Source organism: Bittarella sp. HCP28S3_D9 (assembly GCF_052065655.1).
Taxonomy (GTDB): domain Bacteria; phylum Bacillota; class Clostridia; order Oscillospirales; family Ruminococcaceae; genus Bittarella; species Bittarella massiliensis.
Genome location: NZ_JBQHTP010000018.1, coordinates 14,636 through 40,441, shown reverse-complemented (window position 1 = coordinate 40,441; position 25,806 = coordinate 14,636). Strand labels below are relative to the sequence as shown.

The window sequence follows — 25,806 nt, the reverse complement described above, 5'->3', positions numbered from 1 at the left end:
TTTTTTAGAGGACACAGGGGAAGTGACAACTCTTTTGATGTTCGATTTGCCGGGGAAATACGTGACTGTCGAGGGCGGGAGAAGGGCTCAAACCCCTTTCAATAGAGCCCCCCGCCGGGACGGGCTGCGCCTTGTCACTGCCGGCGGATGATGGTACAATAAAACCAGTTTGAGCGCCGCCGGAGGGCGGCCGATTTTGCGGCAAAGGAGCAGATGGATGGACGGCGAGGAGATGCGGTGGGAGGACTGCCCACTGGAAGAACTGATCGGCCGGGAGATGGTCCACTCCCTGGCAAAGCGGTTACAGGTAGAGGAGGGGCCCCTCTTCGAGCGGCTCTGCGCGGCCTACGAGGGCGCCCGGGCGGGCGGCACCCTGCGGCGGGAGGGGGAGGGCCTCGGCTTTTCCCTGGACGGCGGGGTGGAGATCTTGCTGGTGAAAAACAGCAACCCGGCCCGGGACCGGCCCTGTTACCTGAAATACCGCATCGGCGGGGAGCTGCGGCCCGAGGCGACCGCCCTCTCGGAGGAGGTGCGGGGGGAGATCTACCGGCTGCTGACGGGGCTGCACCCCTTTGGGGAGCCCATCGCCCTGGCCCAGGCCAGCAGCGACCTGATCGCCGCCGGGTACACCAAGGCCAGCTTGGGGGTGTACAAGATGAAGACCGCCTTTGAGCAGCTGGAGGAGTTTGCCCAGCTGCTGACCCGGGAGGAGTTCAGCCCGCCGGTGGTGGAGGTGGTGCTGCGCCCCTGCCCCCGGTACGAGGCGGCGCCGGGCGCGCCGGCGACCCCTGCCGCGCCGAAGGAGCCGGCGGCCACCCCCGGGGGGACGCCCCCGAGCGGCGGGGGAGAGCGCCCCCTCCCCGAGGGGATGGAGGGGAACATCTTCCTAACCAAGGCGGCGGCGCAGAACGCCAACTACCTGCTCACCGGCCTGCGGGGCGGCTATTTGAGCCACCAGCAGACCGCCCAGCTGATGGAGGGGTACCGGGCGGCCTACCGGGGCGACCGGATCGAGCGCCGGGGGGACGCCTGGTTTTTCGACACCACCCTCACCGGCACCACCGGCGAAGGGGTGGTCGCCTCCTTCAAAGAGGCCAGCCCCGGCGGCAGCTACGGCTGGTATGTCAACTGGGTGGGCTACGACCGGGACAACAGCCGCCCCGGGGACGAGCTGGGCAAGTTCGCCTACCTGGGGAACATGACCGAGTTCCTGCGCACCCTGGCCCAGATGGCCCTGCCCGAGCGCTGGAGCTTTTCGCGGGACAACGCCGACGACTACTCCATTTTGGTGCGCTACATCAAGTACACCTTCTACCGACTCAAGCAGGAGGGGAAGGTCTGCATCCTCGAGCGGGAGGGGCGGCGGGAGTTCGCGGCCTTCAACACCGGGCTGGTGGACCACACCTACGAGGAGATCTACGCCTGTTTCCTCCCCAACGCCCAGCCGGAAAAGACCCCCTGGGCCTTTGACTGCTTCTGCACCGCCGGCTCGCGGGGGGCGGGCAAGCGGCTGGTGGACAGCTTCAACCCCCTGCCCCAGGCGGCCAGCTACTTCCGCCGCAAGGAGGACCTGCTCTACGACCTGGAGCGGGAGCTGATCCTCGACCGCCACCACATCATTGTGGACAACGTCAACCGCCTCCCCCTGGACTTTTTGGAGGAGGTGCTCTACGACAGCGGGGAGATGCGCCCGGTGCTCTGCGGGCTGCGGGAGGGCCGTCCCGGGGAGCAAAAGGCCCTCTACGACCAGTTGCGGGCCTTTTTGGACAGCGGCGACAAGCACTTTCGCCGCATCTGCAGCCGGGTGGACGAGGCGGTGGAACTGGCCAAGAAGCGGGTGCGGTGGAACTTCAAGACCGCCCTGCCCTGCTTCTTCCCCACCCGCAATGTGATGAGTTTGATGCTCCCCCTGGCCCTGCTGCGCGACGACCGGGTGGACGTGGCGCTGGTGGTGGAGCTGACCCAGTCGGGCAACTACCAGGGGCAGACCATCCTCCCCCTGCGGGAGGCCTACATCGACGCCCGGCTCCTCTGCCGGCCCGACAGCGACTGGCTGGACACCAGCGCCGCCGCGGCCGCGGGGGAGGAGGACTAGGCCGGCAGAGAGGGCGGCGCGAGCAGATGGACCGCCGGGGTGGCTGACTGCGGGGGAAGGCGAAGAGGGGGCCTTGGGAAAGAGGTGCTCCCGCTTTCCTGCGGGGGATTTTGCGGGGAAGAGGGGACTTTTTGGGGCGCTGTTCCGACTCTCTGCAGGGGGGGAGCGCCGCCTATCTGGGCGGGGCTGCGCAGGGGCGCGCTCGCGGCGGCCGTGTGGGAGCGGCGGGCAAAGCGGCTGTTCGCCCCCCTTTGGCGGCGACGGCGAAAGAGGGGGCGGGATAGCCCTCTTTTTTGTTGCCCGGCGGGGAAATTTGACATTGCCCGGCGGTTGACGGGGGCGGCGGCGGGACGGTATACTGGTATAATATTGCCCGCCCGCCGTGGCGGACGGAAGAGAGGGAGGACGGACGCGTGAAGCAGAAACTGATCTACCTGCTGACGGTGCTCTGCTCGGTGCTGCTGCTCTGGGGCGGCAACAAGATCGCCACCGAGGACCTGGCGCTGCAGGGCGATGGGGCCGCCGCCGAGACGGTGAAGGTGCGGGTGGTGGAGATCACCGCCCGGGTGCCCAGCCAGGTGGTCATCGACGGGATCACCCAGACCACCCAGGACAGCACCTACTTCAAAGGGGAGGTGCTCGCCGGGGCGCGCAAGGGGCAGGTGCTCTTTGCCAAGCAGCAGCTCGACCCCCTCATGGGCGGGCAGCCCGACCAGGTGCAGGCGGGGGACAAGGTGCTGCTGACCCACAACCCCGACGAGCAGGCCGACACCGACTGGATCTGGGCCGAGCGGGTGCGCAGCGACGCCCTGATTTGGCTGGGCGCGGTGTTCTGCCTAGTGCTCTTTGCCTTTGGGCGGGCCAAGGGGGTCAACACCATCCTCTCCCTGGGCTTCACCATCGCCGCCATCTTCGCGGTCTTTGTGCCCGCCATCCTCTCGGGCCAAAACGTCTATCTCTGGGCCATTTTGGTCTGCGCCTTCATCGTGGTGATGACCCTGCTCATCGTCAACGGGCCGGGCCGCAAGAGCCTGGCCGCCGGGCTGGGTTGCGCGGCGGGGGTGCTGATCACCGGGCTGCTGACCTTTGGGATGGACAAGATCATCCGCCTGACGGGGATGGTGGACGAGAACTCGATGTTTTTGATGTACCTCAACGGGGAAAAGCCGCTGGATCTGAAGGCCATCATCTTTGGGGCCATCATCATCGGCGCGGTGGGGGCCATCATGGACGTGGCGGTGGACATCGCCGCCTCTCTCTACGAAATCAAGCGGAAGCTGCCCCAATCGAGTTTTCACAGCCTGGTGCGCTCGGGCTACACCATCGGGCGGGACATCCTGGGCACCATGGCCAATACCCTGGTGCTGGCCTACATCGGCAGCTCCCTGTCGGTGGTGCTCCTCCTCTTTGCCTACAACGACTCCCTGCTCTACATCCTCAACCGGGAGATGATCGTGGTGGAGATCTTGCAGGCGCTGGTGGGCAGCTTCGGCATCCTCCTGACCATCCCTGCCACCTCCCTGATCTGCGGGCTGCTCTACGGCCACCGGGGAGGCGAGGGGGAGGACGGCGCCAAAAAAGCCGAGGAGGCGCCCCGGCGGGCCAGCTGGGAGGACCTGCCAAATCTATAAAGGGGATAGACTTTACATGCTCTGGCGCGCCCCGGCGGGCAGGCTGTTGCGGCGCGGGCGGGGCCAAATGGGAGAAGCGGCCAAGGGGCGGCGGTGCTGGTGCGGAGGGCACCGGGACCGCCGCCCCTCCTTCTTTTTTAGGGGGCTGCCGGCAAGGGGGGAGGCGCGGGGGAAAGTGCCCCTGTGGGGAAGGGGGTGGACGCTGGGAGCAGATGGCAGTGCGGCCCCTCCGGACACGGCCCACTTGGGCGGGGAGACGGCCGGGTCGGGAGTGGATGGCGGCGCTGCCCTTCCGGACACGGCCCGCCTGGGCGGGGAGACAGTCGGGTCGGGAGCAGATGGCGGCGTTGCCCCTCCGGACGGCCCGCCTGGGCGGGGAGACAGTCGGGATGGGAGCGGATGGCAGTGCTTCCCTTCCGGACGGCCCGCCTGGGCGGGGAGACAGTCGGGATGGGAGCGGATGGCAGTGCTGCTCCTCCGGACACGGCCCACTTGGGCGGGGAAGACGGCCGGGATGGGAGTGGATGGTGGCGCTGCCCCTCTGGACACGGCCCGCCTGGGCGGGGAAAGACGGCCGGGTCGGGAGCGGATGGCAGTGCGGCCCCTCTGGACACGGCCCTCCTGGACGGGGAAGACGGCCGAGATGGGAGCAGGCAGGGCCTTTTAGAGGAAGGAGAGGGGGACTTTTTCCCTGGGGACGGCTGCGGGGTGGGCAGGGATCGCTGTAAAGGCAAGTGACTTTATATAGGCCGAGGAGGAGCCGTCCGGCAATATGCACCTGAACGGGGGAAAAAACTGATACAAGTGTAGAAAATAAGCCTGGGCACTGGTTGCTTTTTGTGTTTTTTGGTATACTGATAGCAGGCAAAGCGCCAATACATAAAAGGTAGTGATTCTATGAAAAAACCAGTGATCGGCATCACTGCGGGCACCACCGTACACGACGACCCGGTGTTCTTCGGCTGCAGCAGCGACTATGTGCACGATGAGTACGTCGCCGCTGTCCATCGGGCGGGGGGGGTGCCGATCCTGCTGCCCATCACCGGCGACCGGGCGGTGGTACAGGCCCAGCTGGAGCTCTGCGACGGGGTGGTGCTCACCGGCGGAAACGACTTGAGCCCCCTGCTCTACGGGCAGGAGCCCCACCAAAATCTCACCGCCGTCTCCGACCGGCGCGACCGCTTTGACATGTATGTCTGCAAGCTGGCGCTGCAGGCGGAACTGCCCATCCTGGGCATCTGCCGGGGCTGCCAGATCCTCAACGTGATGTGCGGCGGCACCCTCCACCAGGACCTGCCCAGCCTCTCCACCTCCTTTGTGCAGCATATGCAGCCCAGCCACCCCACCCAGGCCAGCCACACGGTGAGCGTGGACAGCCAGTCGGTGCTGGCCCCCATTTTGGGGGAGACGGCGCTGGTCAACTCGCTGCACCACCAGGCCATCGACCGGGTGGCCGAGGGCTTTCTCACCGCCGCCACCGCCAAGGACGGGGTGGTGGAGGCCATCGAGCGCCAGGGCGGCTCCTTTGCCCTGGGGGTGCAGTTCCACCCGGAGATGCTCTCCGCCACCCGGGCGGACATGCTGGCGATCTTCCAGCTGCTGATGGAGGTCTGCGGCGGCGGGGAACAGGACTAGGCAGGGCAAAATTTTTCGCCCCTTTTTTGGCGTTTCCCCTTTATTGCGGGGGAAGTTGTGCTATAATAGCCGAGGACGGCTGTCCCCCCGGGGGCGGCCGATGTTCCCTTTTGCCCCTTTGCAGGGGCGCGAGAGGGGGCAAGACGGGGGACCGGGAGAGGCCCGGCCCAAAAAAAGGTTCGGCGGGCGCGGCCCTTATGGGGCGGGCCGCCGAAGCGGTGTAAAGGGAGTTTAGCATGGAAAAGTTCTATCCGATCGAGATCGCCGGGTGCAAGCGGCAGCTGCCCATCTGCAAGGTGGACGACCACCTGTCCATTGCGGCCTTCGTCATGTTTTCCGACGTGGAGATCACCATCGCCTGCGCCAGAGAGCTGCTGAAGGTCGTGCCGGAATTCGACTACATCGTCACCGCCGAGGCGAAGGGCATCCCCCTGGCGTACGAGATGTCCCGCCAGAGCGGCAAGAATTACTACCCGGCCCGCAAGATGACCAAGCTCTACATGACCGACCCCATCCACGTGAGCGTCAAGTCCATCACCACCGCCAAGGTGCAGGACCTCTACCTGGACAAGGCCGACGCCGACGTGCTCAAGGGCAAGCGCATCCTGATCGTGGACGACGTCATCAGCGGCGGCGACTCCCTGCGCGCCATGGAAGTGCTGGTCAACGAGGCCGGCGGCAACATCGTCGGCAAGGCCACCGTGCTGGCCGAGGGCGATGCCGCCAACCGCGACGACATCATCTTTTTGGACAAACTTCCCGTTTTTGAAAAATAGGACAGACTGCGGCGGGCTGCGGCCTGCCCACTGAAGAGGTGGGGCAGTTGGTGAAGCGGCCTCTGGGGACGATCGGCTTTGGCTGGTTTTTGTCCCTGGAGGCCGCTTATTTTCTGCCCCTCTCCCCGCTGGGCAAGGGGGTGCTGGCGGCGGGGTCGGCGGCGGCCGGGCTGCTGCTTTTGCTGCTGGCGCGGCGGCGGGCACTGCCGTCGGCCCTCCTCTGCCTGGCGGCGGCCGCGGCGGTGGCGGCCAACGCCTGGGTCTGCGCCGCCCGGGTGGAGCCGGTCCGGCGGCTGGCCGGGCAGCTGGGGGAGACGGTGCTGGAGGTGACCGAGGCCCCCCGGCAGAGCGGCGGGGCGACCCGCTTTGTGGCCCGGGTGGAGTCCACCACCGCCGAGGGGGCGCCGGATCTCCCCTTTTTGGCGGAGGTGCTCGTCTGGGGGACGACGGATCTGCAGGTGGGGGACCGGGCCGTCTGCACCGCCCGGTTTGGGCTCCCCGACCGCCCGGCCGGGGGCTGGGACAGCTTGACGCCCCGGGGCATCTACCTCTCGGCCGAGCTGTTGAGCGAGGAGCACCTCCTCTTTTTGGAGCACCGGGACAGCCCGGCCGCCGCCCTGGAGCGCTGGCGGCAGCGGCTGGCCGCCTCGGTCCGGCGGCAGCTGCCCTCCCAGGCGGGGGAGCTGGTGGCGGCCATGAGCTGGGGGGAGCGCGCCGCCCTTTCGGAGGGGGTGCGGGGGGACTTTCAGACGGCGGGGGTGGCCCACCTGCTGGCCCTCTCGGGGCTGCACCTGGGGCTCTGCGCGGCCATGGGCGCGGGGCTGGTGCGGCTGCTGGGGGGCTCCAAGCGGGGGGCGGTGCTGGCGGGGGCGGTTTTGGCCCTCCTCTACGGGGCGCTGGTGGGGTTTTCCCCCTCCATCTGCCGGGCGGTGGTGCTCTGCTGCTACGGGGCGGGGGCCTTTCTCTGCCGCCGGACGGTGGACGGCCCCACCGCCATGGGAGTGTGCGGGCTGGTGCTGACCCTGGGGGACCCCTTGGCGGTGGCCGACCTGCGGCTGCTGCTCTCCTTTGGCGCCACCTGCGCGCTGGTGCTGGCCCTGCCCCGGGTGCGCCGGGCGGTGGGGGAGCGGGGGCTGCTGGTCACCAGCCTCTGCCAGACCGGGGTGGTGCTGGGCTGCACCGGGCCGCTGTTGGCTGTCTCCTTTGGCGAGCTGTCGCTGCTGGCCTTCGCCGGCAACCTGCTCTGCCTGCCCCTGGCGGGACCCACGGTGCTGGGGGGCGCCCTCTGCGGCCTGCTGGGGCTGTTGCCCGGCCCCTGGGGGCAGGCGCTGGGCTACCCCTTTGCCGTTTTGGCCGGGCTCTGCGCCCGGGCCATGGCAGCGGCGGCCCACCTGCTGGCCCGGTGGGACTGGCTGGTGATCCCCCTGCGGGGGCCGGGCGTCTGGTACGGGCTGGGGGCGGCCTGCCTGTGGGGGGCCATCTGCCTGCAGCTGCCCGAGCGGTTTCACCGGCTGCGCTGGCTGGCGGCGGGGGCGGCGCTCTGTGTTTTGGGGGGCTGGCTGCTGGCGGGGTGAGGGGGGGAGCGGCGGGCTTTGCCTTTGGCGCGGGGGCGCGGGGCCGCGACGCGCCGGTTTGGCCGGCTGGGGAGAGGGCGCCCTGCCCTGTTTTCTTCGCGCAGGGTGTGAGATCGCGCCGGCGGATCGACGGGCGGGCCGGGGGAAGAGATCCCCTCGCCCCGCTTTTTTGCTGGATCGGGGGCGAAGTCTCCTCCTCTCTGCCCACAGGTCTGCCCACCGGCGATTTCATCGCTGTGCGGGAACGGAGGTGCTGGTGGATTCGGCGCGGTGTTTGGGGCTGGGCTGCCTTTGGGAGTGGTCGACTGTGGTCCCAAGCGGGAGAGGGGACCGTCTGGCTCGCCGGTGCGCCGGAGGGGGAGCTGCTGCAGGGGGCGCGGGGGTGCAGCGCGCCTGCCGCCGCCTGCCAGTCTTCTTTTTCCCTCAAAAGGGGATCTCTCTTGGCCTCCCGCAACAAGCCCGCCGCCCGCACGACCGCTCCACACCGACACAGGGGGGGCTGCGCTCCCCCTTCACAAGTGCCTAGCCAACCGCGCTTCCCCCACCCCCCCAGGCGGTTGAGCTGCCCATCCGCCTTGACTTTATCTCTACTGCAGAAAGCAGTGCAAAAAAGGCGTCTTCCCCGCGCTGCAGCGCGTGCTGGAGGGGCGGCCGGCCTCGCGAGTGCTTGGAACTGCTTTGCGGGTGTGCGGCCCGCAGAGGAGGGCTGGGGGGCTTTGGAAAGGGCGCGGCGGTCGTCGGATGCGGGGAGAGAGGAGGGACGCCGAGCTGTCGGTTTGCCCGGGAAATGGGGAAAGCGACGATTTGCCGGACGCCGGTGGAGAGGGCAGAGGGGAGAGGTTTCCCATGTCGGCGCGGGCCGGTCTCCACGTGTCCGCCAGGTGGACGGCGCGCTCGGTCAAGGGGGGGGATGTCCGCCCGCGGCGGGAGCGCTCTGGTTTGAAGGGGCTGTCAGAGGGGCCACACGGCTCGGCAAGGAGCGCCAACGCGCCCTTCTTCGGCTGTTTAGACGGCTTGGCGGGGCTGTGAGGGGGAGAAAGGCGTGGGAATTTTTTACATACTCTTTTCAAATCTCTCCCCGGCCGCTACAATAGGGGAAAGGGAGAGTGGGCGGCGGTAGGGCGCCGCACGGCGAGGGGAGGAAACGATATGACACAGTTTTGCGGCCGGGTCGACACCGAGCTCATCAGCGGCCCCCAGGTCTTTGACCGGGCCATTGGGGCGGTGCGCGGGCACCTGGACAAGCTGATGGTGCTCTACGACGGGCGGGTGATCGGCGGGCGGCTGCACGATCTGCTCTACGAGACGCTCTGGGCCCACGGCTTTCACTGGACCGAGATGGACCTGGCCGAGGGAGAGGGGCCGCCGTTTGCGCGGGACGCGCTGGGGCCGTCGTCCCTGGCGGGCGGGGAGGACCCGTCCGGCGGCAGTCGGGTGGTGGCCCGGGGGATCGACATCTACCAGAGATACCGGCTCGACGGCATCCTCGCCGTGGGCGGGGCCCGCACCCTGCTGTGCGCCCAGGCCATTGCCGCGGCGGGCCGCTTTGGCCGGCGGGAGGCGGGCGGGGGCCCGACCATCCCCCTCTTTGCCATCTTTACGCTGGCCTCCTCCGGCAGGGAGGGGGCGCTGCCGGGGTTCGCCCCGGTGGGCTCGCCCGAGCTGCTGCCCCGGCTCATCGCCCTGGACCCCGTTTTTGCCTACACCGGCGACCGGGGCCAGGTGGCCGAGGAGATCGCCGGCCTCTTCTGCCGGGGGCTGGAGCTCTCCTTTGCCCCGGGGGAGGGGGCCTATCTGCAGCGGCAGCTGGCCGAGGGCATCCTCAGGACCTGTATCCACTGCGCGGGCGGCGCCCTGCGGGGGGAGGAGCGGGACTGCAGCGACCTGCTCCGGGCCCTGGGGCTGGCTGTCAGCGAGCTGCCCGGCTGGGGCCGCAAGCTCCCCTGGGGGGTGCACGGCATGGGGCGGCAGCTCTGCGAGCGCTTTGACATCCCCTGCGGGGCGGCGCTGTCGGTTCTGGCCCCGGCCTGGATGGGCTACGTGCTGCGGGCGACCACCCTGGAGAAGTTTGCCGAGTACGGCGTTCACGTCTGGCGGTTGAGCGGAGAGCTGCCCAAAGAAGAGCTGGCCCGCCGGGCCATCGACGAGACCCAGCGCTTTTTCACCCAGGTGCTGGGGCTGCCCGAGCGGCTGGGGGAGCTGGGCGTCGCTGGAGATCAGCTGGGGGAGCTGGCCGAGCGGGCCGCCACCCCGGCGCTGCAGGAGGGGGTCGTCCCCCTGGACGCGGCCGACGTGCTGGAGATCTACCGGGCCTGCCTGTGAGGCGCGCAGGGGGCGGGGCGAAGGGAGGAAACTCCCTTGCCCCGCCCCCTTTTTGTTTTTCGGTGGCCGGATCGGACAGCGCTTGGCGGAGAGCAGGGGAAAGGGGAAATCGTGACCCGCTGCCGCTGCGCCGGGGCGGCGGGGGGATGCGATGGCGGGGAATGGGCTGGCGAGGGGGCTGTCTGGCGGGGGCGGAGAGGAAAAGTCCTCGGCCTCATGTCCTTTTTGCTTCTGCGGCCGGTTGGGGCGTCTGGAGGAGGGGACCCCTTCTGCCGCTGCGCCGGGCGGAGGGAGGGCGCGGCGGCGGGCCGCTCTCTTTGCAGGCGATGCTCTGGCGGGGCAGTCTCGGCCCGTGCCGGCGGGGGCTGTCTGGCTTGTGCGCGCCCCTCTTTCGGCCGCTCCTTCGCCGCTGCACGGAGGTGGGGTGGAGGGGAGCGGCTTATTTTGGCGGCTGGGTTCTCCGCCGGGTTTCCCGGGGATTTTTGCGCTCCTTTCGAGGGGGCGTTTCGCTCGGCGGGGGGAGAGGGGTGCGGACGCCCTTTTGGCCGGCGGTATGATGGGGGAGCTTGGCCCTCTCTCTGGCGGGATGCGCTGCCCTTTTGCCCGGCGGGAGAGCGTTTGGGCGGAGGGGAGGGGGTGCCGGACGGGCTCTTGGCCGGCTGTGCGCGGGGGGCCAGGCGCTGTGCCGACAGGGGGAAAAGGGCCTGTCGGGGATGGAGGGGGAGAGCGCCGCTCCGGCACGGCCGCGGCGGGGAGCTCGGCGGCGGGGGGGGGGAGGGCGCTTTGTCCCAACTGCCCGCCGGCGGGGCGGGCGGCGGATTGCCTATGGAAAAAGGGGCGGCGGTTTGCTATAATGACTAGAGATGCGGGCGGCCACGGGGCGGCCCGGCGAGAGGGGAGAGGCGAGCTTGAAGTACACGGCCACCAACTTTGCCAAGGCGGTAAAGGGCGGGCCCCTGGGGGGGCTCATCTACTTTTTCGGCGACCAGCGCTACCTGATGGAGCGCTTCACCGCACAGCTGCTGGAGGCGCTGGGTGCGGGGGAGGAACAGGTCGTCCGCCTGGACGGGGACGAGCTGGACTTCGACGCCCTGGGCGACGAGGTGGTGACCGTCTCCTTTACCCCGCCCAAAGTGCTGGTGATCAGCGGGCTCTCCCCCGAGGGGATGAGCGAGGCCCAGATCAAGCGGCTGGGGGAGATGGCCGACTACCTCTCCCTGGAGACGGTGCTCATCGCCCAGGAGAAGTTTGTCAAGGAGAGCTACAAGGTCAAGCGGGCCAAGGCCCAGAAGCTGCGCAAGCTGGCCGACGCCAAGGGGGCGCTGGTGGACGTCAACAAGCCGGACGCGTCCTCCTGCGCCAAGCTGGCGGCGGCCCTCGCTCGGGAGGAGGGCATCGCGATCGCCGAGCGGGACGTGGCCTACCTGGTGGAGCACTGCGGCGGCGATCTGCTGAAGGTGCAAAACGAGCTGAAGAAGCTGGGCAGCTACCGGCTGGGAGAGACGGTGCGGCGGGAGGACATCGACCGCTTCACCGCCCCCACGGTGGAGCGCACCTCCTTTGAGATGGCGCGGGCTTTGATCCGGGGCGATGTGCGCCGGGCGCTCCACCTGCTGGGGGACCTGCTGGACGCCCGGGAGGAGCCCATCACCATTGTGGCGGCCCTGGCCACCAACTTCTGCGACATGTACAAGGTCAAGTGCGGCCAGGCCGACCGGCTGGCCACCCCGCAGATCGAAAAGACCTTTGGCTACCGGCCGGGGGACTTTCGGGTCAAGCAGGCGGTGCAGAACAGCCGCAGCCTGAAGTACGGGCAGGTGGTGAAGATCGTGGAGGAGCTGCTGGAGGCCGACCTGGCCCTCAAGTCCTCCGGCGCCGACGCCACCGTGATCTTGCAGCGGCTGCTGGTGCAGATCAGCCTGCTGCTGCGGGCGCGCTAGAGGGGGGAGCGGGATGGTTCGCTGTGAGCGGGTGATCGTGGTGGAGGGCCGCTACGACAAGATCAAGCTGTCCAACTTGGTGGAGGGGACCATCGTCCCCTGCGGGGGGTTCTCCCTCTTTCACAACGAGGGGAAGAAGCGGGAGATCCGCACCCTGGCGCGACAGAAGGGGGCGGTGATCCTCACCGACAGCGACGTGGCGGGGTTTCAGATCCGCAGCTACCTGAAAAACTACCTGGCCGACTGCGACGTGGTGGACGCCTACATCCCCGACATCTACGGCAAGGAGCGGCGGAAGGCCCGCCCCTCCAAAGAGGGGAAGCTGGGGGTCGAGGGGGTGCCGGGGGAGGTGCTGCTGCGGGCGCTGCAGACCGCCGGCGCCCTGGCGGACGGGGCGCCCCGCCCCCGGGAGATCACCCGGCTGGACCTCTACAACTGGGGGCTGGTGGGGGGCGCTGACAGCGCGGCGCGGCGGGGGGCGCTGCTTGCGCGGCTGGACCTGCCGGAAAACCTCTCCCCCAAGGGGCTTTTGGGGGCGGTCAACGACCTCTGCACCCGGGAGGAGTTGGCGGCCCTGGTGGAGGAGCTGGGGCGGCCTTGACAAACGCGGCCCCGGCGGATATACTGAAAAAGCTGCCAGAGAGGCATGCCGCTGTGGTGGAACCGGCAGACACAAGGGACTTAAAATCCCTCGGGGGAGACTCCGTACGAGTTCAAGTCTCGTCAGCGGCACCAAAAGACCTATCTTCCCCTGGGGGACGATAGGTCTTTTTCTGTGCTTTCAATCGCGCTGCATGGGGGGGATGGCAACATGCCGTATTTTGATAGATTGGAAGTTGGCGGGGCGGCTATGGGTTATGCGATCAGAAAGATAAAGCAGTCAGAAATACCGCTGTTATCTGATTTTCTGTATGAAGCAATATTTGTTCCGGAAGGGGTCGCACCGCCGCCAAGGGAAATCATCGACCGGCCGGAACTTCAGGTCTACACATCTGCTTTTGGGGAGAGGGACAGCGATATTTGCTATGTTGCAGAGGTGAACGGCAGGGTCGTTGGGGCCGTATGGGTCCGCGTGATGGACGATTATGGGCATATCGATGATGAAACGCCCTCCTTTGCGATTTCTCTTTACAGGGAATACCGGAGTCAGGGCATGGGCACGGCATTGATGAAGGCGATGCTCGATGAATTGAAAGAAAAGGGCTACCGACGAGCTTCCTTGGCGGTGCAGAAGGCGAACGGCGCACTGAACATGTACAAAAAGCTTGGATTTGAAATCGTAGACGAAAAGGATGAGGAGTATATCATGCTCTGTCATCTGTGTTAGAGGGACAACGCCCCATTTGGCGGGATGCTCAGCAGTTCGACGTATGGTCTCGTTCGCCGTGCGGGTCCGATTTCCCCGCGTTTCCCTTAAAAACGCAATGGCGCTCAGGATGGGCACACCTCACAGCGCGGCGCTGGACCCAATTTCGATTGCGTTCAGCGCTCTTTTTGCGCTCGTACTCGCGAATTAAAAATGGCATCTTTTTGGCAGTTTCGGCGGCTTGTGGGCCGCCCTTTTTTCTTTGGTGCGGGGCCCTTGGGAGAGCAGCCCTTCGGCGGGCTTGAAAGGGGGGCGGCTTCTCTTGGGCGGGGGAACTCTCGACGGAAGGTTCTCCTTTTGGGCGGGTGGGTTTCTTTTTGGCGTTTCGGCGGCTTGTGGGGCGGTCTTTTTTCCTTTGGTGCGGGGCCCTTGGGGGAGCAGCCCTTCGGCGGGTTAGAAAGGGGGGGGGCTTCTTTTGGGCGGGGGAGCTCTCGACGAGGGGGGCTCCTTTCGGGCGAATTTCTCATTGCCGGGCTTCGGCTTTGTGGGCTGCTCGGCGGACGGCTTCCTTTTCAGAGAGAGTGACTCAATCTTCCCGGGCCGGGACAGGCGTTCGATCGCTTGCCCCGGCTTTTTTTGTGTGCGGGGAGCACTGGCGGGACGCCCTCTGCGGAGGGGGGCGGCTGGTTCGCAGTGGGGGCGGGGGAGGCCCTGTCTGGGGGCCGCTGTCGCTCGGCGGGCGCTGGCAGGGTTCGGAACGCGGGCATTTTGACTCGGACGGAGAGCACCGGTTTTGCGTGGTAGAGTGGTCATAGGGCGGGGCGTTTCGGCGCTGCATGGGAAAATCCGGCGTCCGCGGCAGGGGGGCGGGGAAGGCGCCCTGCTTCCCGCCCGGGAAAGGTGGGGGAGATATGTGTCAAAAGGGGAGTTTATGAAATGAGCGGTTTGGCGGGGAGGGGCGCGGCGGAGGAGGTCAAGGCCCGGGTAAGCCTGCCGGAGGCGCTGCGGCGCTACGGGCTGCCCACCTCCCCCCGGGGGCGGATCGCCTGCCCCATCCACGGGGGGGAGGGGCCCAACTTCGCCTACGACCAGCGGCGGTTTCACTGCTTTGTCTGCGGGGCGGGGGGCTCGGTGATCGACCTGGTGATGGGGCTTTTCGGCCTGGCCTACCCCCAGGCCCTGGTGCGGCTGGACGAGGATTTTTCCCTGGGGCTGTTGCTGGGGCGGGGGGACGAGCGGTCGCGGCGGCAGGCGGCCGAGGCGGCCCGGCGGCGGGCGGCGGAGAGGGAGAGGCGAGAGGCGGGGGAGCGGGCCTACCGGGCCCTGGCGGCGGCCGTCTGCGCCGAGGTGCGGCAGCTGCGGCTGCGCGCCGGGGAGCCGCCCCCCTGGAGCGGGGAGGGGGAGCCCCCGCCCCTGCCGGAAAACTGGGTGGAGGCGGCCCACCGGCTGCCCTACCTGGAGCACTGGCTGGAGGAGAACGAGCGATTTGAAAAATGGGAGGCGAATGGACATCGAGGCCATACAGATACCAAATTACACCCGGGAGGACTACCTGGAGGGGACGGACCCCTACGAATTCCTCTACCAATTCGCGGGGGACCCCTTTGTGCTGGAGCGGCTGGCCCAGCGGATGGGGGAGCAGGCCCGGCGGCTGCGGGTATACGGGTTCAAGAGGACCTTTGGCGAGTACGCCAAGAAGCAGCGGGCCCTGCTGGCCCCCGCCTGCGGTCAGGGGGTGACTCGGTTTGCGGGCCAGCCACTGGAACTGGCCACCGGCTCCTGGCGGGCCGACGGGGAGGGGGTGGCGATCTTTGAGGGGTACCGGGAGATGGAGGCCTGCAACCACCCCATCCTCCCGGTGATGCGGCTGGTGAACATCGACACCGGGGTGGAGAAGATGGTGCTGGCCTTTTGCAAGGGGGGCCGCTGGCGGCAGATCACCGCCGAGAAGCGGACCCTGGCCAGCCGCCGGGAGATCTTGGAGCTGGCCAACGCGGGGGTGGCGGTGACCTCGGAGACGGCGGGGACCCTGGTGCGCTATCTCCACGACATCGAGGGGCTCAACTACGAGCAGATCCCCGAGCGGCGGAGCGTGGGGCGGCTGGGCTGGATCGAGGGGGAGGGGTTCTCCCCCTACGTGGAGGAGCTGGTCTTTGACGGGGACCAGAGCTTTCGCCCCTTTTTCGAGAGCGTGCGCACCCGGGGCGAATGGGAGAGCTGGCTGGCCGTTGCCAGGGAGGTGCGCGCCGGGGAGGGGATCGCGGCGCGGATGGCGCTGGCGGCCTCCTTTGCCAGCGCGCTGGTGGGGCCGCTGGGCTGCCTGCCCTTCTTTTTGCACCTCTGGGGCGGCACCGAGACCGGCAAGACGGTGGGGCTGATGCTGGCCGCCAGCGTCTGGGCCGACCCGGAGATGGGCCGGTACATCCACACCTTCAACTCCACCGCCGTGGGGCGGGAGCGGTCGGCGGCCTTCTGCAACGCCCTGCCCCTGGTCCTCGACGAGTTGCAGATCGCCAAGGACAGGCAGACCTTTGACAAGGACATCTACCTGCTGGCCGAGGGGGTGGGCCGCACCCGGGGCACCCGGGAGGGGGGGACCGACCGGGTGCCCACCTGGCACAACTGCATCCTCACCTCGGGGGAGATGCCCATCACCAGCGCCTTTTCCGGCGGGGGGGCGGTCAACCGGATCTTGGAGGTGGAGTGCGGCGAGCGGCTCTTTGCCGACCCCCGGCGGGTGGCGGCGGCGGTGCGGCTGCACCACGGCCACGCGGGGCGGCGGTTCGTGCAGCGGCTGGACGGGGCCGGACTGGCCGAGGCGGTGGCCCTTTTTGAGGGGCACCGGGCGGCTTTGGGCGAGGGGGACGCCACCGAAAAGCAGGCCATGGCGGCGGCCCTGCTGCTGACCGCCGACGAGCTGGCGACCCGCTGGCTCTTTGCCGACGGGCGGGCCCTGGAGCGGCGGGAGGTGGCGGAACACCTGCGCAGCCGCGCCAGCGTGGACCAGAACGGCCGCTGCTACGACTACCTCTGCGAGTACGCGGTGCAAAACCGCCACCGCTTCTGCGGCGAGAGCGAACAGACCGAGGTCTGGGGCGCCCTGGAACCGGGGCGGGTCTACATGGTGCGCAGCGCCTTCGACCGCATCTGCCGGGAGGCGGGCTACGATCCCCGCGCCTTTTTGAGCTGGGCCCGCCAGGCCGGGCGGATCGATGTGCGGCCGGGAAAGGGGTTCACCCTGACCCGGCGGATCAACCACGCCCCCTGCCACTGCGTGGCGCTGCGGCTGCCCGGAGAGGAGGACGACAGGGCGGAGGAGGCGGTTTAAAGGGCGAGCGGAGCGGGTGTCGGCCGGGTTTTGGGCTGGGGAGAGAGGATGGACTTGCTGCCAAAAGAGGGGGGATATGGGGCCTTGGGTGCGGGCTTTGCTGTCAAAGGGGGCGGCGGGGCGGCCCCTGTGGCGGGGCGGCTGCGGCTGGGCCCTGGGGGGAGAGGCGGAGCTGCCGAAGGGGGAAGGGCTGGGGGCAGGCTGCCGCCGGTCGGGCGAGCGGGTCTGTGCCACTGTGCGAGTTGTGCGAGGAAATGGAGAGGGTCCTCTTGTGGAGAGGAAAATTTGCGCAGGGGGCGAGACTGACTTTGGGAAGGCTGGGGGGAAAAGAAATATCCCCTATAGGGGAGAAAAAGAGGTGGCACAGTTGCACAGGGGGTCAAAAAGGGGATGGGGAAGCCGAAAACAGAGTGCGAGGAGAGGTGGCACAGGGTGGCACCTTTGGCACCCGGAGGGGAGGGTGTGCCACCGTGCGAGTTGTGCGAGGAAATGGAGGGGGTCCTCTTGTGGAGAGGAAAATTTGCGCAGGGGGCGAGGCTGACTTTGGGAAGGCTGGGGGGAAAAGAAATATTCCCTATAGGGGAGAAAAAGAGGTGGCACAGTTGCACAGGGGCCCAAAAAGGGGATGGGAAAGCCAAAAACGGGGTGCGAGGAGAGGTGGCACGGGGTGGCACCTTTGGCACCCAGAGGGGAGAGGCGTGAGAGGATGAGAGGAGAGAAGATGGAGAGACAGCGGAGCGGCAGGGACGAGAGGGGACGGCTGTGGGGGTGAGTTACGGGTTATACCTGGCCACCACCGCCGACGAGTGGGAGCTGCCCCTCTGCGTGGGGACGGCGCGGGAGGTGGCCGACTACCTGGGGGTGAGCCGGGCGACCCTCTACCGGGAGATCTGCCGGCCCCGGGAGGGGCTGAAGCGGGGGTACCGGGTATACAAGATCGAGGAGGACGAGGAATGACCGAGGAGAATCGGGCCAAGGTGCGGTGGCTCTCCCGCTACCAGCGGTTGGGACAGCGGGTGGACGAGCGGTTTGAGGAGCTGGCCGCCTGGCGCAGCCGGGCCACCCGGATGGGGCCCCGCCTCACCGACGGGCCGCGCGCCCTGCGGGAGGGCAGCCGCATCGAGGAGGCGGTGGAGAGGATCATCGACATCGAGGGGGAGATCGCCCGGGAAATCGACGAGATGGCGGCGGCCCGGGGGGAGATCCGGGCCGCGGTGGCGGGGGTGGAGGACGACACCCTGGCCCTGCTGCTGGAAAAGCGCTATCTGGCGGCCAAGACCTGGGAGGAGATTGCCGGGGAGATGGGGTACAGCACTATGCAGGTGTGGCGGCTGCACCAGAAGGGGCTGGAGCAGATAGGGTAAAATGAAGTAAAATAAGGGAAAGAAGCCATTTGCAATTGAATATGTATGATTTATACTATAAATGTCTTAATAGAGGTAAATAAAACAATTAATGAAAAATTAGGTGATCCTTCTAGTAAGTTGGTTTCGGATAGTCATAGTGAATTACCCTGGAAAGAGACGACAAAAGAGGGTAAGCGTATCGGACTTGAAATTTCTAACCGGTTATTGTTTCAACAATTTGAAAAATAGTAGTTTTATTTGTGTAAAAAGCGTTTTGCAGGTTTCTGCGAGACGCTTTTAATGATTACTACCTTGCCTTTTTGATATTTATTGGTTATCCTGTAAAGTGTAAAGAAAAAGAGAGGACTGAATAACTGTGGATGAAAAGCTCTATCCAGAAAAATATATTATTCACAAACTGATTGAGAGTCCTTTGGCCAATGTAGCGATGAAACAAGAAATAATTGAGCTTTTCAAAACTTTTTATTACTCTAATAAAAGACATAGCTATGCTAACATTTTTGAGGCCGTTAATGATTTACAGTCTGATGAACAGGACATGCTTACAGAAAATATAAAAGAAATTATAGACTATATTAAAAAAAGAGGATGTTCAGTCGCCTAATGATCTGCAGCTGTTTGAAAAAATTGGAAAGTTTTGCGACCATGTAAGATTGGAGATTCTACAAATAAGAGCTCTTTATAACGGAAAAGAAATTATAGGTAAAGCAGAAGAGATAAGGAACAGTACTTTTGAGTACGCGAAGCAGGAATCAAAAAGTGTCCAAGATAAACTAGAAGCACTAAACAAAAATTGGGATGAAATTAAAAAGAACATTGATGGTGTCAATGAAAAATCAATTACTATGTTTAGTATTTTTTCTGCTGTTATTATTGCTTTTACAGGGGGATTTTCTTTTTTATCGGAGGCGTTGCAGGGGTTGGTAGCGCCTATCAGCAAATACAGATTATTTTTTGTTGTGCTGGCAATTGGATTTGTTCTTTACAATGTAATTATCTCTCTTCTTTTTATCATTGGCAGGTTTAATCATAGTGATTTATCCCATAAGTGCAGGTATGGAGAATGCAATAGCTGTTATCGAACACATGATTTAGGAGGTGTAGCATTATATTTTTGCAGGGTACTTCATCGGTATTCCTACGCCTTTCTTGTGAATATAATTTCTCTACATGGATGGTATCCTTTGGCTTTTCTCAAGTGGGAATAGGGATGTTTTTCCTATGTTTTTTCGTGCGCTAGACCTTTGGCACCCTGTTGCCCTCTGTCTATTTGAAGGACTGCTTGTTTTGTTGCCACTTTTCTTATTTGTAGTTCTCCTGATGAGAGTGTTTCTATCCAGTCCAGAAGACAGAAGGCGGCGGAAACTTCGTAAATTGGAGAGAAAAGGCATTCAAAAAGACTAATGAGATTAAATTATCAGGGATGATAGAAGCAGTTGCTCCTTTGATAAATGTGAGAAGTGTGTGAAAAACGTTAAATAGTGTATAACAATTATATATAAAGGGGGAATTACCATGCGCTCTGGACAGTTTGAGCTAATTAAATGGGAAATGAGGCGACTTATTAAATCGCCCATTTTCTCTGTGCTTATTGTTACCCTTGTTGTGTCATGCTTAGTTTTACCACTAGTGCGTAGTCTCCCTCTGGCGAATGATGAACAACTAAAACAAGATATTAACATAATGGAAGCTAATCCTGATATGGATCTATCTAATAATTTCGAGAGAACAAGGTTTATCAGTCAAGAGGGCGTAAGTCAATTTAATGAGACACGCTCAATACGCAGTTATTATTCTCAGGGGATCCCTGACAGATGTTATTTTACCGAGTTGGAGTTAAATAGGCATAAGTTTTCAGATGTAGAATCCATTAAAGCAGAGCTGGAAAAATTTCCAGGCAATTCGCGTCTGGCATGTCAGCTAAAAATGATGACCAATATTGGACAGCCAGAACTGCACTTTATGAACTTTGCAAAAAACTATCTTGAGCTAGGTGATATAGAAATGCTTTTTGTGTACTTTCTAATCATTTTACTAGTTTCAGACTTGTTCATGAAAGAGTATAAAAGTGGATCGTATAAGGTTATTGACACATCTGAAATAGGATATAAGGCTATGAGAAGAGTTAAACTTATGGCCGCTTTAATGATTGCAGTACTAATAATTATAATAATAGATCTAGTTCCATTGATCATATACTGTTTGTTTTCAAATGGGGTGGGGTTTTTTTGTAAGCTAAATTCATATTCAACTTTTGCATATACCCCTTATAATATAACAGTTTTTCAGTATTCTTTGTTTAGGATGATTATACATATAATTGGTTTAGTATTAGTTGTAGAGGTTACTTCTTTAATATCGTTGAAAAGTGGCAACACACAATTATCTATATTTGGAACTGTATTCCTTATTGTTGGCCCAGCGCTTTTAAGGAGTTTAATAGGAAATAACGTTGTAACTAATTTTAGTCTATGGTCTCTTTTAAATACGAAAATATTGTTTGCCGAGTTCAATGGATTTGTCATATCAGGGAAACTTGTTTCGCTGCCTGTTTTGGTATGCGCATTGAGCTTGCTTTTAACAGCAGGATTATACTTAGGCATTATTAAAATAAAGCCTGAAAATGTTTAAGAAATTGCTGCAAGTATACCTTCTTTACTTATGGGGAATTTAAAAACATAATCTGCAAAAGCAACTTTTTGGCAAACGAGTAATACTTCACAATTATAGGATGATATAATTTTCGAACAAAAATTATATGGATCATCTAAACATATTGATAGGCGGAGAATTGATTTTGCGGAGATGTAGAAAAGTAGGAAACTTTTTAAGTGGGACGTGATGGAATGTTATCCTCTCCCCGTGCTACACTGTAAATGGAAAAGAATATTTTTCGGGCGGGGCCCTGCCGGCAGGCGGGGGCCCGCCTTTTGTGAAAGGCAGGCGATGCGATGTGGACGGGCAGAAAAACCTCATCCCCCTGTCCGCCCGCGACCCCCAGGAGCGCCGGGAAATCGCCCGCAAGGGGGGGCTGGCCTCGGGTGCGGCCCGGCGGCGAAAGCGCACCTTCGGGCAGGTGTTCGCCGCCCTGCTGCCCCGGGCGGTGGCGCTGGACGGGCTGGACGAGATCGCCCGGCTGGCCGAGGGGCTGGGCCCGGTCACCGCGCAGGAGGCCATCGCCCTTGCCCTCATCTGCAAGGCCATGAAGGGGGACACCTCGGCCTTCAACGCCATCCGCGACACCCTGGGCGAGAAGCCCGGGCAGAAGGTGGAGGGGGCTCTGGAGGGCCGCATCACCCTGGCCCTGGCGGGGGAGCTGGACGAGTTTGCCCAGTAGGCACATCGACCCTCGCCGGACTTTCGTGAGGGGGCGTTTTTCCGCCTGCGGCTGGCTTGCGGTTTGGCGGGTGGGGTTAAGTACATCGGCCCCGGTCGACCTTCTGTTGGCGGGTGTTTTCCCTGCCCGCGGCTGATTGCAATTTGACAGGCGAGGCTGTTGCGACGCGCTCTCTCAACTCCAATAGAGGAAACGTGGGAGAAGGGCAAACGGCAGGGGCCCTCGACTGCCGAGACATGAGACGGGAGGGGCGGGTATTGCCCAGCGGGCACATCGGCTCCGCTCGGCCTCCTGCTGACGGGTGTTTTTCCCTGCCTGCGGCCGGTTTGCGGTTTGGCAGGCGGAGGGTTGAGCACATCGGCCCTCGCCCGGCCTCTGCGGGTGGGCGTTCTTCCCGACGACGGTCAGTTTGTGATTTGGCGGGCGGGGGTCGTTGCGGCATGCGCTCTCGACCCCGACGGGGAAAAGCGGGAGAGGGGCCGGTTTGGCGGGTGGGGGCTACGGGGGAGCACCCCCTTCCACCCCAACGGGGGAACGCGGGAGAATGGCAGAGGACAGGGGGGCCGCAAACGGCCCCAAGACGGAGGGGGAGGGAACGGGATTGCCTGATCGGCTCATCGCACCGCCCAACCCCCGCCAGCGGGAGTTCTTCCTCGCCCGCAGCCGCTTTGTGGCCTACGGCGGCGCCCGGGGCGGGGGGAAGAGCTGGGCGGTGCGCAAAAAAGCGACCCTGATGGGGGTGCGCTACCCCGGCATCCGGATGCTGCTGCTGCGGCGGACCTTTCCGGAGCTCAAAGAGAACCACATCCTCCCCTTGCAGGGGGAGCTGAAGGGCCTTGCCGCCTACAAAGAGGGGGACAAGGCCTTTTCCTTTGCCAACGGCAGCCGGCTGAAGTTCGGCTACTGCGACAGCGAGCGGGACGTGCTCCAGTACCAGGGGCAGGAATACGACGTGATCTTTTTGGACGAGGCCACCCAGTTCACCGAGTACCAGTTTCACACCCTCACCGCCTGCATCCGCGGGGCCAACCCCTTCCCCAAGCGGATGTACCTGACCTGCAACCCGGGCGGGGTGGGCCACGGCTGGGTGAAGCGGCTGTTCATCGACCGGGACTACCGGGGGGCCGAGCGGGGGGAGGACTACGCCTTCATCCCCGCCCGGGTGTACGACAACCGGGCCCTGATGGACAGCGACCCGGGTTACCTGGCCATGCTGGAAAGCCTGCCGGACGACCTGCGCCGGGCCTGGCTGGAGGGGGACTGGAACGTCTTTGCCGGGCAGTACTTCACCGAGTGGCGGGAGGACATCCACGTCTGCGAGCCCTTTGCCATCCCGGGGCACTGGCGGCGGTACTTCGCCATGGACTACGGGCTGGACATGCTGGCGGGCTACTTCATCGCCCTGGACGAGGGGGGCCGGGCCTGGGTCTACCGGGAGCTCTACCGGCCGGGGCTCATTGTCAGCGAGGCGGCGCGGGCCATTTTAGAGGCCGCCGGGGGGGAGCCCATCGAGGGCTGGCTGGCCCCGCCGGACATGTGGAACCGCCGCCAGGACACCGGCAAGAGCGTGGCGGAGATCTTCGGGGAGGGGGGCATCCCGCTCACCCGGGCGCAGAACAGCCGGGTGAGCGGGTGGATGGACCTCAAGGAGTGGCTGCGCCCCCGGGGGGAGCCGGGGGCCCGCTGGGCGGCGCTGACGGTCTTTTGCTGCTGCCCCAACCTGATCCGCTGCCTGCCCCAGTTGCAGTTTGACGGGCGGCGGCCCAGCGACGCGGCCGGGCAGCCCCACGAGATCACCCACGCGCCGGACGCCCTGCGCTACTTTGCGGCGGGGCGGCCGGCGCCCGCTCTGCCCCCGCGGGAGGGGGAGGGAGACCCCCCCGGCGGGGAGCTGGGCGACTTTTTACACTACGGAGGTTGAGGAGATGACGGAAGGATTGATGGCGGCGGCCCTGCTGCTGCTCTGTCTGTGCGCCCTGCTGCTCTGCGCGGCGTCCGCGGCGGGGATGACCCTGCTCTGGCTGCGCCAGCGGCGGGGAGGGGACGAAGGAAGGGGAGAGGGGCGGCCCGGGCCGGACCGGGAGGAACTGGACCGGCAGTGGCAGAACCTCTGGGACTACGACGGCGCCCCCCAGGGCGCGCAGAGGGGGGATGAGGAGTGATCGCCACCGAGCCGGCAGAGCTCTTTCGGGAGTACCGCAAGGGCATCGAGCACAAGGAGCGCATCGGCCTGTACGAGACGGTGCGGCAAAACGAGAACTTCTACCTGGGCAAGCAGTGGGAGGGGGTGAACGCCCCCGATCTGGACAAGCCGGTCTTCAACGTGTTGGGGCGGGTGCTCTCCTACTTTTTGGCCACCATCGTCTCGGACGACGTGGCCGCCCAGGTGAGCCTGTTCGACGGCAAGCCGGACGAGGGGGAGCAGATCGCCCTGGAGGTGGTGAGCCAGCAGTTTGCCAAAATCATGGAGCAGGACGGCACCAAGGCCAAGAACCGGCTCATCGTCCGCAACGCGGCGGTGGACGGGGACGGCTTCCTCTACGCCTGGTTCGACCCGGAGGAGGCCACCGGCCAGGAGGCGCGGGGGCAGATCAAGACCGAGGTCATCGAGAACACCGACTGCTATTTCGGCAACACCCAGCGGGGGGACATCCAATCCCAGCCCTGGGTGGCGGTGGTCTCCCGGCTGCTGCCCGACAGCGCCCGCCGCCTGGCCCCGGACGGGGAGACGGCGGCGGCCATCGTCCCCGACGGGGATGGGCGGCCGGGGCGAGGGGAAGGGGAAGAGGACGAGGAGCGGGTGACGGTGCTGACCAAGTTCTGGAAGGTGCGCACCGGCGGGGAGACCCGGGTCTTTTGCACCCGCTGCACCGAGACGGCGGTGCTGAAGGCCCCCTTTGACACCGGCCTCACCCGCTACCCCCTGGCGGGGATGAGCTGGCAGCCGGTGAAGGACTGCTGCCACGGGCGGGCGGCCATTTCGGGGCTGATCCCCAACCAGATCTTCATCAACAAGCTGATGGCCATGTGCATGGAACACGCCAAGCGGATGGCCTTCCCCAAGATCGTCTACTCCCGGGCGGCCTTCCCCAACGGGTGGGACAACCGGGTGGGGGTGGCGGTGGCGGCCAACGGCAACCTGGCCGACGCGGTGACGGCGAGGACGGCCACCGCGGAGATGCCGGCCCAGGTGATGACCCTCATCGACAAGGTGATCGGCTACACCAAGGACCTGATGGGCGCTTCCGACGCGGCCCTGGGCAACGTGCGGCCGGACAACACCTCGGCCATCATCGCGGTGCAGAAGGCCTCGTCGGTACCGCTGGAATTGCAGCGGATGGCCTTTTACCAGTTTGTGGAGGACACCGTCCGCATCTTTTTGGACATGATGCGGGCCCACTACGGCACCCGCCGGGTGCTCTATCAGGACGGCGGCGGGGAGAAGCGGGAGCTGGACTTCGACTTCTCCCTGCTGGGGGAGATGTGCCTGCAGCTCAACGTGGACGTGGGGGCCTCGACCTACTGGTCGGAGCTGATGCAGGTGCAGACGGTGGACAACCTCTTTGCCCGGGGGATCATCACCGACCCGGTGACCTATTTGGAGAGCATCCCCGACGGCTATATCCGCAACAAGGCCGGGCTGATCGCCGCCCTCAAACAGGGGCGGGAGGGGCAGGCCGGGGAGCGGGGGGCCCCTTGAGGGGCGGTCCGGGGCCTGGGAGGCCCCGCTTGAGATGGCTGCGGGGGCGGCGGGCGGCGGGAAACCAACGCCGCCGGCCGCCCTTTTGCGCCCCGCCGAGAAACCAGCGGCGGGCAGAAGGAGGAGAGACGAGATGGAGAGACTGCTGAGACTGCCCTTGCAGTGGTTTGCCGAGGGGGGCGAGGAGCCCCCCGCCCCCGAGGAGGGGGAGCAGGCCCTGGGGGAGGCCGTCTGGGAGGCGGCCGAGGACGGGGGGCCCCTGCCGAGGAGGCGCCCGGGGAGGGGGAGGAAGACGAACTAATAGTTCGCCTCACCCACCTGGGACAGGCGCGGGAGGTGCCCCTTTCCGAGGCGGTGTCCCTGGCCCAGAAGGGGCTGGACTACGACCACATCCGCCAGGAGCGGGACGAGCTGCGCCGGGACCCGGCCTGGGAGGTGCTGGACGCCTTTGCCGCCCGCTCCGGCCTGAGCCGGGGGGAGTACGTGCGGGCCCTGAAGGAGCAGATGGCGGGGGCCGCCCCCTCGCCGGAGGAGGGGCGGTGGGCCGAGTACCGCCGCTTTTTCGAGGCCTACCCCGAGGTGGGGGTGGCGGACATCCCCGACGAGGTGTGGCGGCGGGCGGCGGCGGGGGAGCCCCTGGTGGAGGCCTACCGCCGCCACGAGAACGCCCAGCTCAAGGCCAAGCTGGCCGCGCTGGAGCAAAACGAGCGAAACCGGCAGGCGGCCGTCGGCAGTCTGGCGGGGGAGGCGGGGCAGGACGAGGCAGACCCCTTCCTCCAGGGATTTTTTGAATGA

The 25,806-nt window shown here is 64.5% G+C and carries 21 protein-coding genes, 1 tRNA gene and 1 pseudogene; all 23 read left to right on the top strand.

Annotation, left to right across the window (positions count from 1 at the left end; genetic code table 11):
- The first annotated feature begins 217 nt into the window (after positions 1-217).
- The 23 genes and pseudogenes from ACTNAU_RS09990 (at position 218) to ACTNAU_RS09880 (ending at position 25,806) form a co-directional block, all read left to right on the top strand.
- Positions 218-2,095 carry a DUF3825 domain-containing protein gene (locus ACTNAU_RS09990; RefSeq protein ID WP_441098346.1) on the top strand — a complete coding sequence of 626 codons (1,878 nt, stop codon included), beginning with the start codon at positions 218-220 and terminating at the stop codon, positions 2,093-2,095.
- Between the two features lie 413 nt (positions 2,096-2,508).
- Entirely contained in the window at positions 2,509-3,726 is a 1,218-nt protein-coding gene (locus ACTNAU_RS09985; protein WP_441098345.1) for a YibE/F family protein, read from the top strand.
- Between the two features lie 897 nt (positions 3,727-4,623).
- Positions 4,624-5,361: a gamma-glutamyl-gamma-aminobutyrate hydrolase family protein gene (locus ACTNAU_RS09980; RefSeq protein WP_185916191.1), complete on the top strand. Its 738-nt coding sequence runs from the start codon at positions 4,624-4,626 to the stop codon at positions 5,359-5,361.
- Between the two features lie 236 nt (positions 5,362-5,597).
- Entirely contained in the window at positions 5,598-6,137 is a 540-nt protein-coding gene (locus tag ACTNAU_RS09975; RefSeq protein ID WP_185916192.1) for a phosphoribosyltransferase family protein, read from the top strand.
- Between the two features lie 50 nt (positions 6,138-6,187).
- Positions 6,188-7,711 (top strand): ComEC/Rec2 family competence protein, encoded by a 1,524-nt coding sequence (locus ACTNAU_RS09970; RefSeq protein WP_441098357.1) that lies wholly within the window; start codon positions 6,188-6,190, stop codon positions 7,709-7,711.
- Positions 7,712-8,860: 1,149 nt separating this feature from the next.
- Positions 8,861-10,033, top strand: a complete 1,173-nt coding sequence (locus tag ACTNAU_RS09965; RefSeq protein ID WP_216401670.1) for an iron-containing alcohol dehydrogenase — start codon at positions 8,861-8,863, stop codon at positions 10,031-10,033.
- A gap of 908 nt (positions 10,034-10,941) precedes the next feature.
- On the top strand, positions 10,942-11,973 hold the full coding sequence (gene holA / locus ACTNAU_RS09960) for a DNA polymerase III subunit delta (RefSeq protein WP_441098344.1): 1,032 nt from the start codon (positions 10,942-10,944) through the stop codon (positions 11,971-11,973).
- 13 nt (positions 11,974-11,986) lie between these two features.
- A complete protein-coding gene (locus tag ACTNAU_RS09955; protein ID WP_216401672.1) occupies positions 11,987-12,574 on the top strand; it encodes a toprim domain-containing protein in 588 nt (195 codons plus the stop codon).
- 47 nt (positions 12,575-12,621) lie between these two features.
- Positions 12,622-12,708, top strand: a tRNA-Leu gene (locus ACTNAU_RS09950).
- Positions 12,709-12,823: 115 nt separating this feature from the next.
- A complete protein-coding gene (locus ACTNAU_RS09945) occupies positions 12,824-13,300 on the top strand; it encodes an N-acetyltransferase family protein (protein WP_441098356.1) in 477 nt (158 codons plus the stop codon).
- A gap of 915 nt (positions 13,301-14,215) precedes the next feature.
- Positions 14,216-14,473: pseudogene (locus ACTNAU_RS09940) on the top strand (CHC2 zinc finger domain-containing protein); the annotation flags it as partial.
- Between the two features lie 292 nt (positions 14,474-14,765).
- Positions 14,766-16,607: a DUF927 domain-containing protein gene (locus ACTNAU_RS09935; protein ID WP_441098343.1), complete on the top strand. Its 1,842-nt coding sequence runs from the start codon at positions 14,766-14,768 to the stop codon at positions 16,605-16,607.
- A gap of 768 nt (positions 16,608-17,375) precedes the next feature.
- On the top strand, positions 17,376-17,564 hold the full coding sequence (locus ACTNAU_RS09930) for a hypothetical protein (protein WP_185914981.1): 189 nt from the start codon (positions 17,376-17,378) through the stop codon (positions 17,562-17,564).
- Entirely contained in the window at positions 17,561-17,971 is a 411-nt protein-coding gene (locus tag ACTNAU_RS09925) for a hypothetical protein (protein WP_441098342.1), read from the top strand. Before ACTNAU_RS09930 ends, ACTNAU_RS09925 begins: the two co-directional genes overlap by 4 nt.
- Positions 17,972-18,329: 358 nt before the next feature.
- Complete coding sequence (locus ACTNAU_RS09920) at positions 18,330-18,578, top strand: hypothetical protein (protein ID WP_441098341.1); 249 nt, start codon at positions 18,330-18,332, stop codon at positions 18,576-18,578.
- Positions 18,579-18,627: 49 nt separating this feature from the next.
- Positions 18,628-19,182 carry a hypothetical protein gene (locus ACTNAU_RS09915; protein ID WP_441098340.1) on the top strand — a complete coding sequence of 185 codons (555 nt, stop codon included), beginning with the start codon at positions 18,628-18,630 and terminating at the stop codon, positions 19,180-19,182.
- A 376-nt stretch (positions 19,183-19,558) separates the two neighbouring features.
- Positions 19,559-20,605, top strand: coding sequence for a hypothetical protein (locus ACTNAU_RS09910; protein WP_441098339.1), 1,047 nt, complete (start codon positions 19,559-19,561; stop codon positions 20,603-20,605).
- Positions 20,606-20,906: 301 nt separating this feature from the next.
- Positions 20,907-21,311 (top strand): KGG domain-containing protein, encoded by a 405-nt coding sequence (locus ACTNAU_RS09905; protein WP_441098338.1) that lies wholly within the window; start codon positions 20,907-20,909, stop codon positions 21,309-21,311.
- A gap of 601 nt (positions 21,312-21,912) precedes the next feature.
- Positions 21,913-23,232, top strand: a complete 1,320-nt coding sequence (locus ACTNAU_RS09900; protein WP_441098337.1) for a phage terminase large subunit — start codon at positions 21,913-21,915, stop codon at positions 23,230-23,232.
- 4 nt (positions 23,233-23,236) lie between these two features.
- The gene (locus tag ACTNAU_RS09895) at positions 23,237-23,473 is read left to right on the top strand and encodes a hypothetical protein (RefSeq protein WP_441098336.1); all 237 of its coding nucleotides are present in this window, start codon (positions 23,237-23,239) and stop codon (positions 23,471-23,473) included.
- Positions 23,470-25,011 carry a hypothetical protein gene (locus ACTNAU_RS09890; RefSeq protein ID WP_441098335.1) on the top strand — a complete coding sequence of 514 codons (1,542 nt, stop codon included), beginning with the start codon at positions 23,470-23,472 and terminating at the stop codon, positions 25,009-25,011. The genes ACTNAU_RS09895 and ACTNAU_RS09890 overlap by 4 nt, the downstream gene beginning before the upstream one ends.
- A gap of 133 nt (positions 25,012-25,144) precedes the next feature.
- Positions 25,145-25,312, top strand: a complete 168-nt coding sequence (locus tag ACTNAU_RS09885) for a hypothetical protein (RefSeq protein ID WP_441098334.1) — start codon at positions 25,145-25,147, stop codon at positions 25,310-25,312.
- A gap of 53 nt (positions 25,313-25,365) precedes the next feature.
- Complete coding sequence (locus ACTNAU_RS09880) at positions 25,366-25,806, top strand: hypothetical protein (protein ID WP_441098333.1); 441 nt, start codon at positions 25,366-25,368, stop codon at positions 25,804-25,806.

Bases quoted from the DNA above. Each gene is read 5' to 3' on its own strand.
- ACTNAU_RS09885 (WP_441098334.1), top strand. From the start codon at position 25,145: ATGGAGAGACTGCTGAGACTGCCCTTGCAGTGGTTTGCCGAGGGGGGC.
- ACTNAU_RS09980 (WP_185916191.1), top strand. From the start codon at position 4,624: ATGAAAAAACCAGTGATCGGCATCACTGCGGGCACCACCGTACACGAC.
- ACTNAU_RS09945 (WP_441098356.1), top strand. From the start codon at position 12,824: ATGGGTTATGCGATCAGAAAGATAAAGCAGTCAGAAATACCGCTGTTA.
- ACTNAU_RS09975 (WP_185916192.1), top strand. From the start codon at position 5,598: ATGGAAAAGTTCTATCCGATCGAGATCGCCGGGTGCAAGCGGCAGCTG.
- ACTNAU_RS09955 (WP_216401672.1), top strand. From the start codon at position 11,987: ATGGTTCGCTGTGAGCGGGTGATCGTGGTGGAGGGCCGCTACGACAAG.
- ACTNAU_RS09965 (WP_216401670.1), top strand. From the start codon at position 8,861: ATGACACAGTTTTGCGGCCGGGTCGACACCGAGCTCATCAGCGGCCCC.
- ACTNAU_RS09895 (WP_441098336.1), top strand. From the start codon at position 23,237: ATGACGGAAGGATTGATGGCGGCGGCCCTGCTGCTGCTCTGTCTGTGC.
- ACTNAU_RS09925 (WP_441098342.1), top strand. From the start codon at position 17,561: ATGACCGAGGAGAATCGGGCCAAGGTGCGGTGGCTCTCCCGCTACCAG.
- ACTNAU_RS09990 (WP_441098346.1), top strand. From the start codon at position 218: ATGGACGGCGAGGAGATGCGGTGGGAGGACTGCCCACTGGAAGAACTG.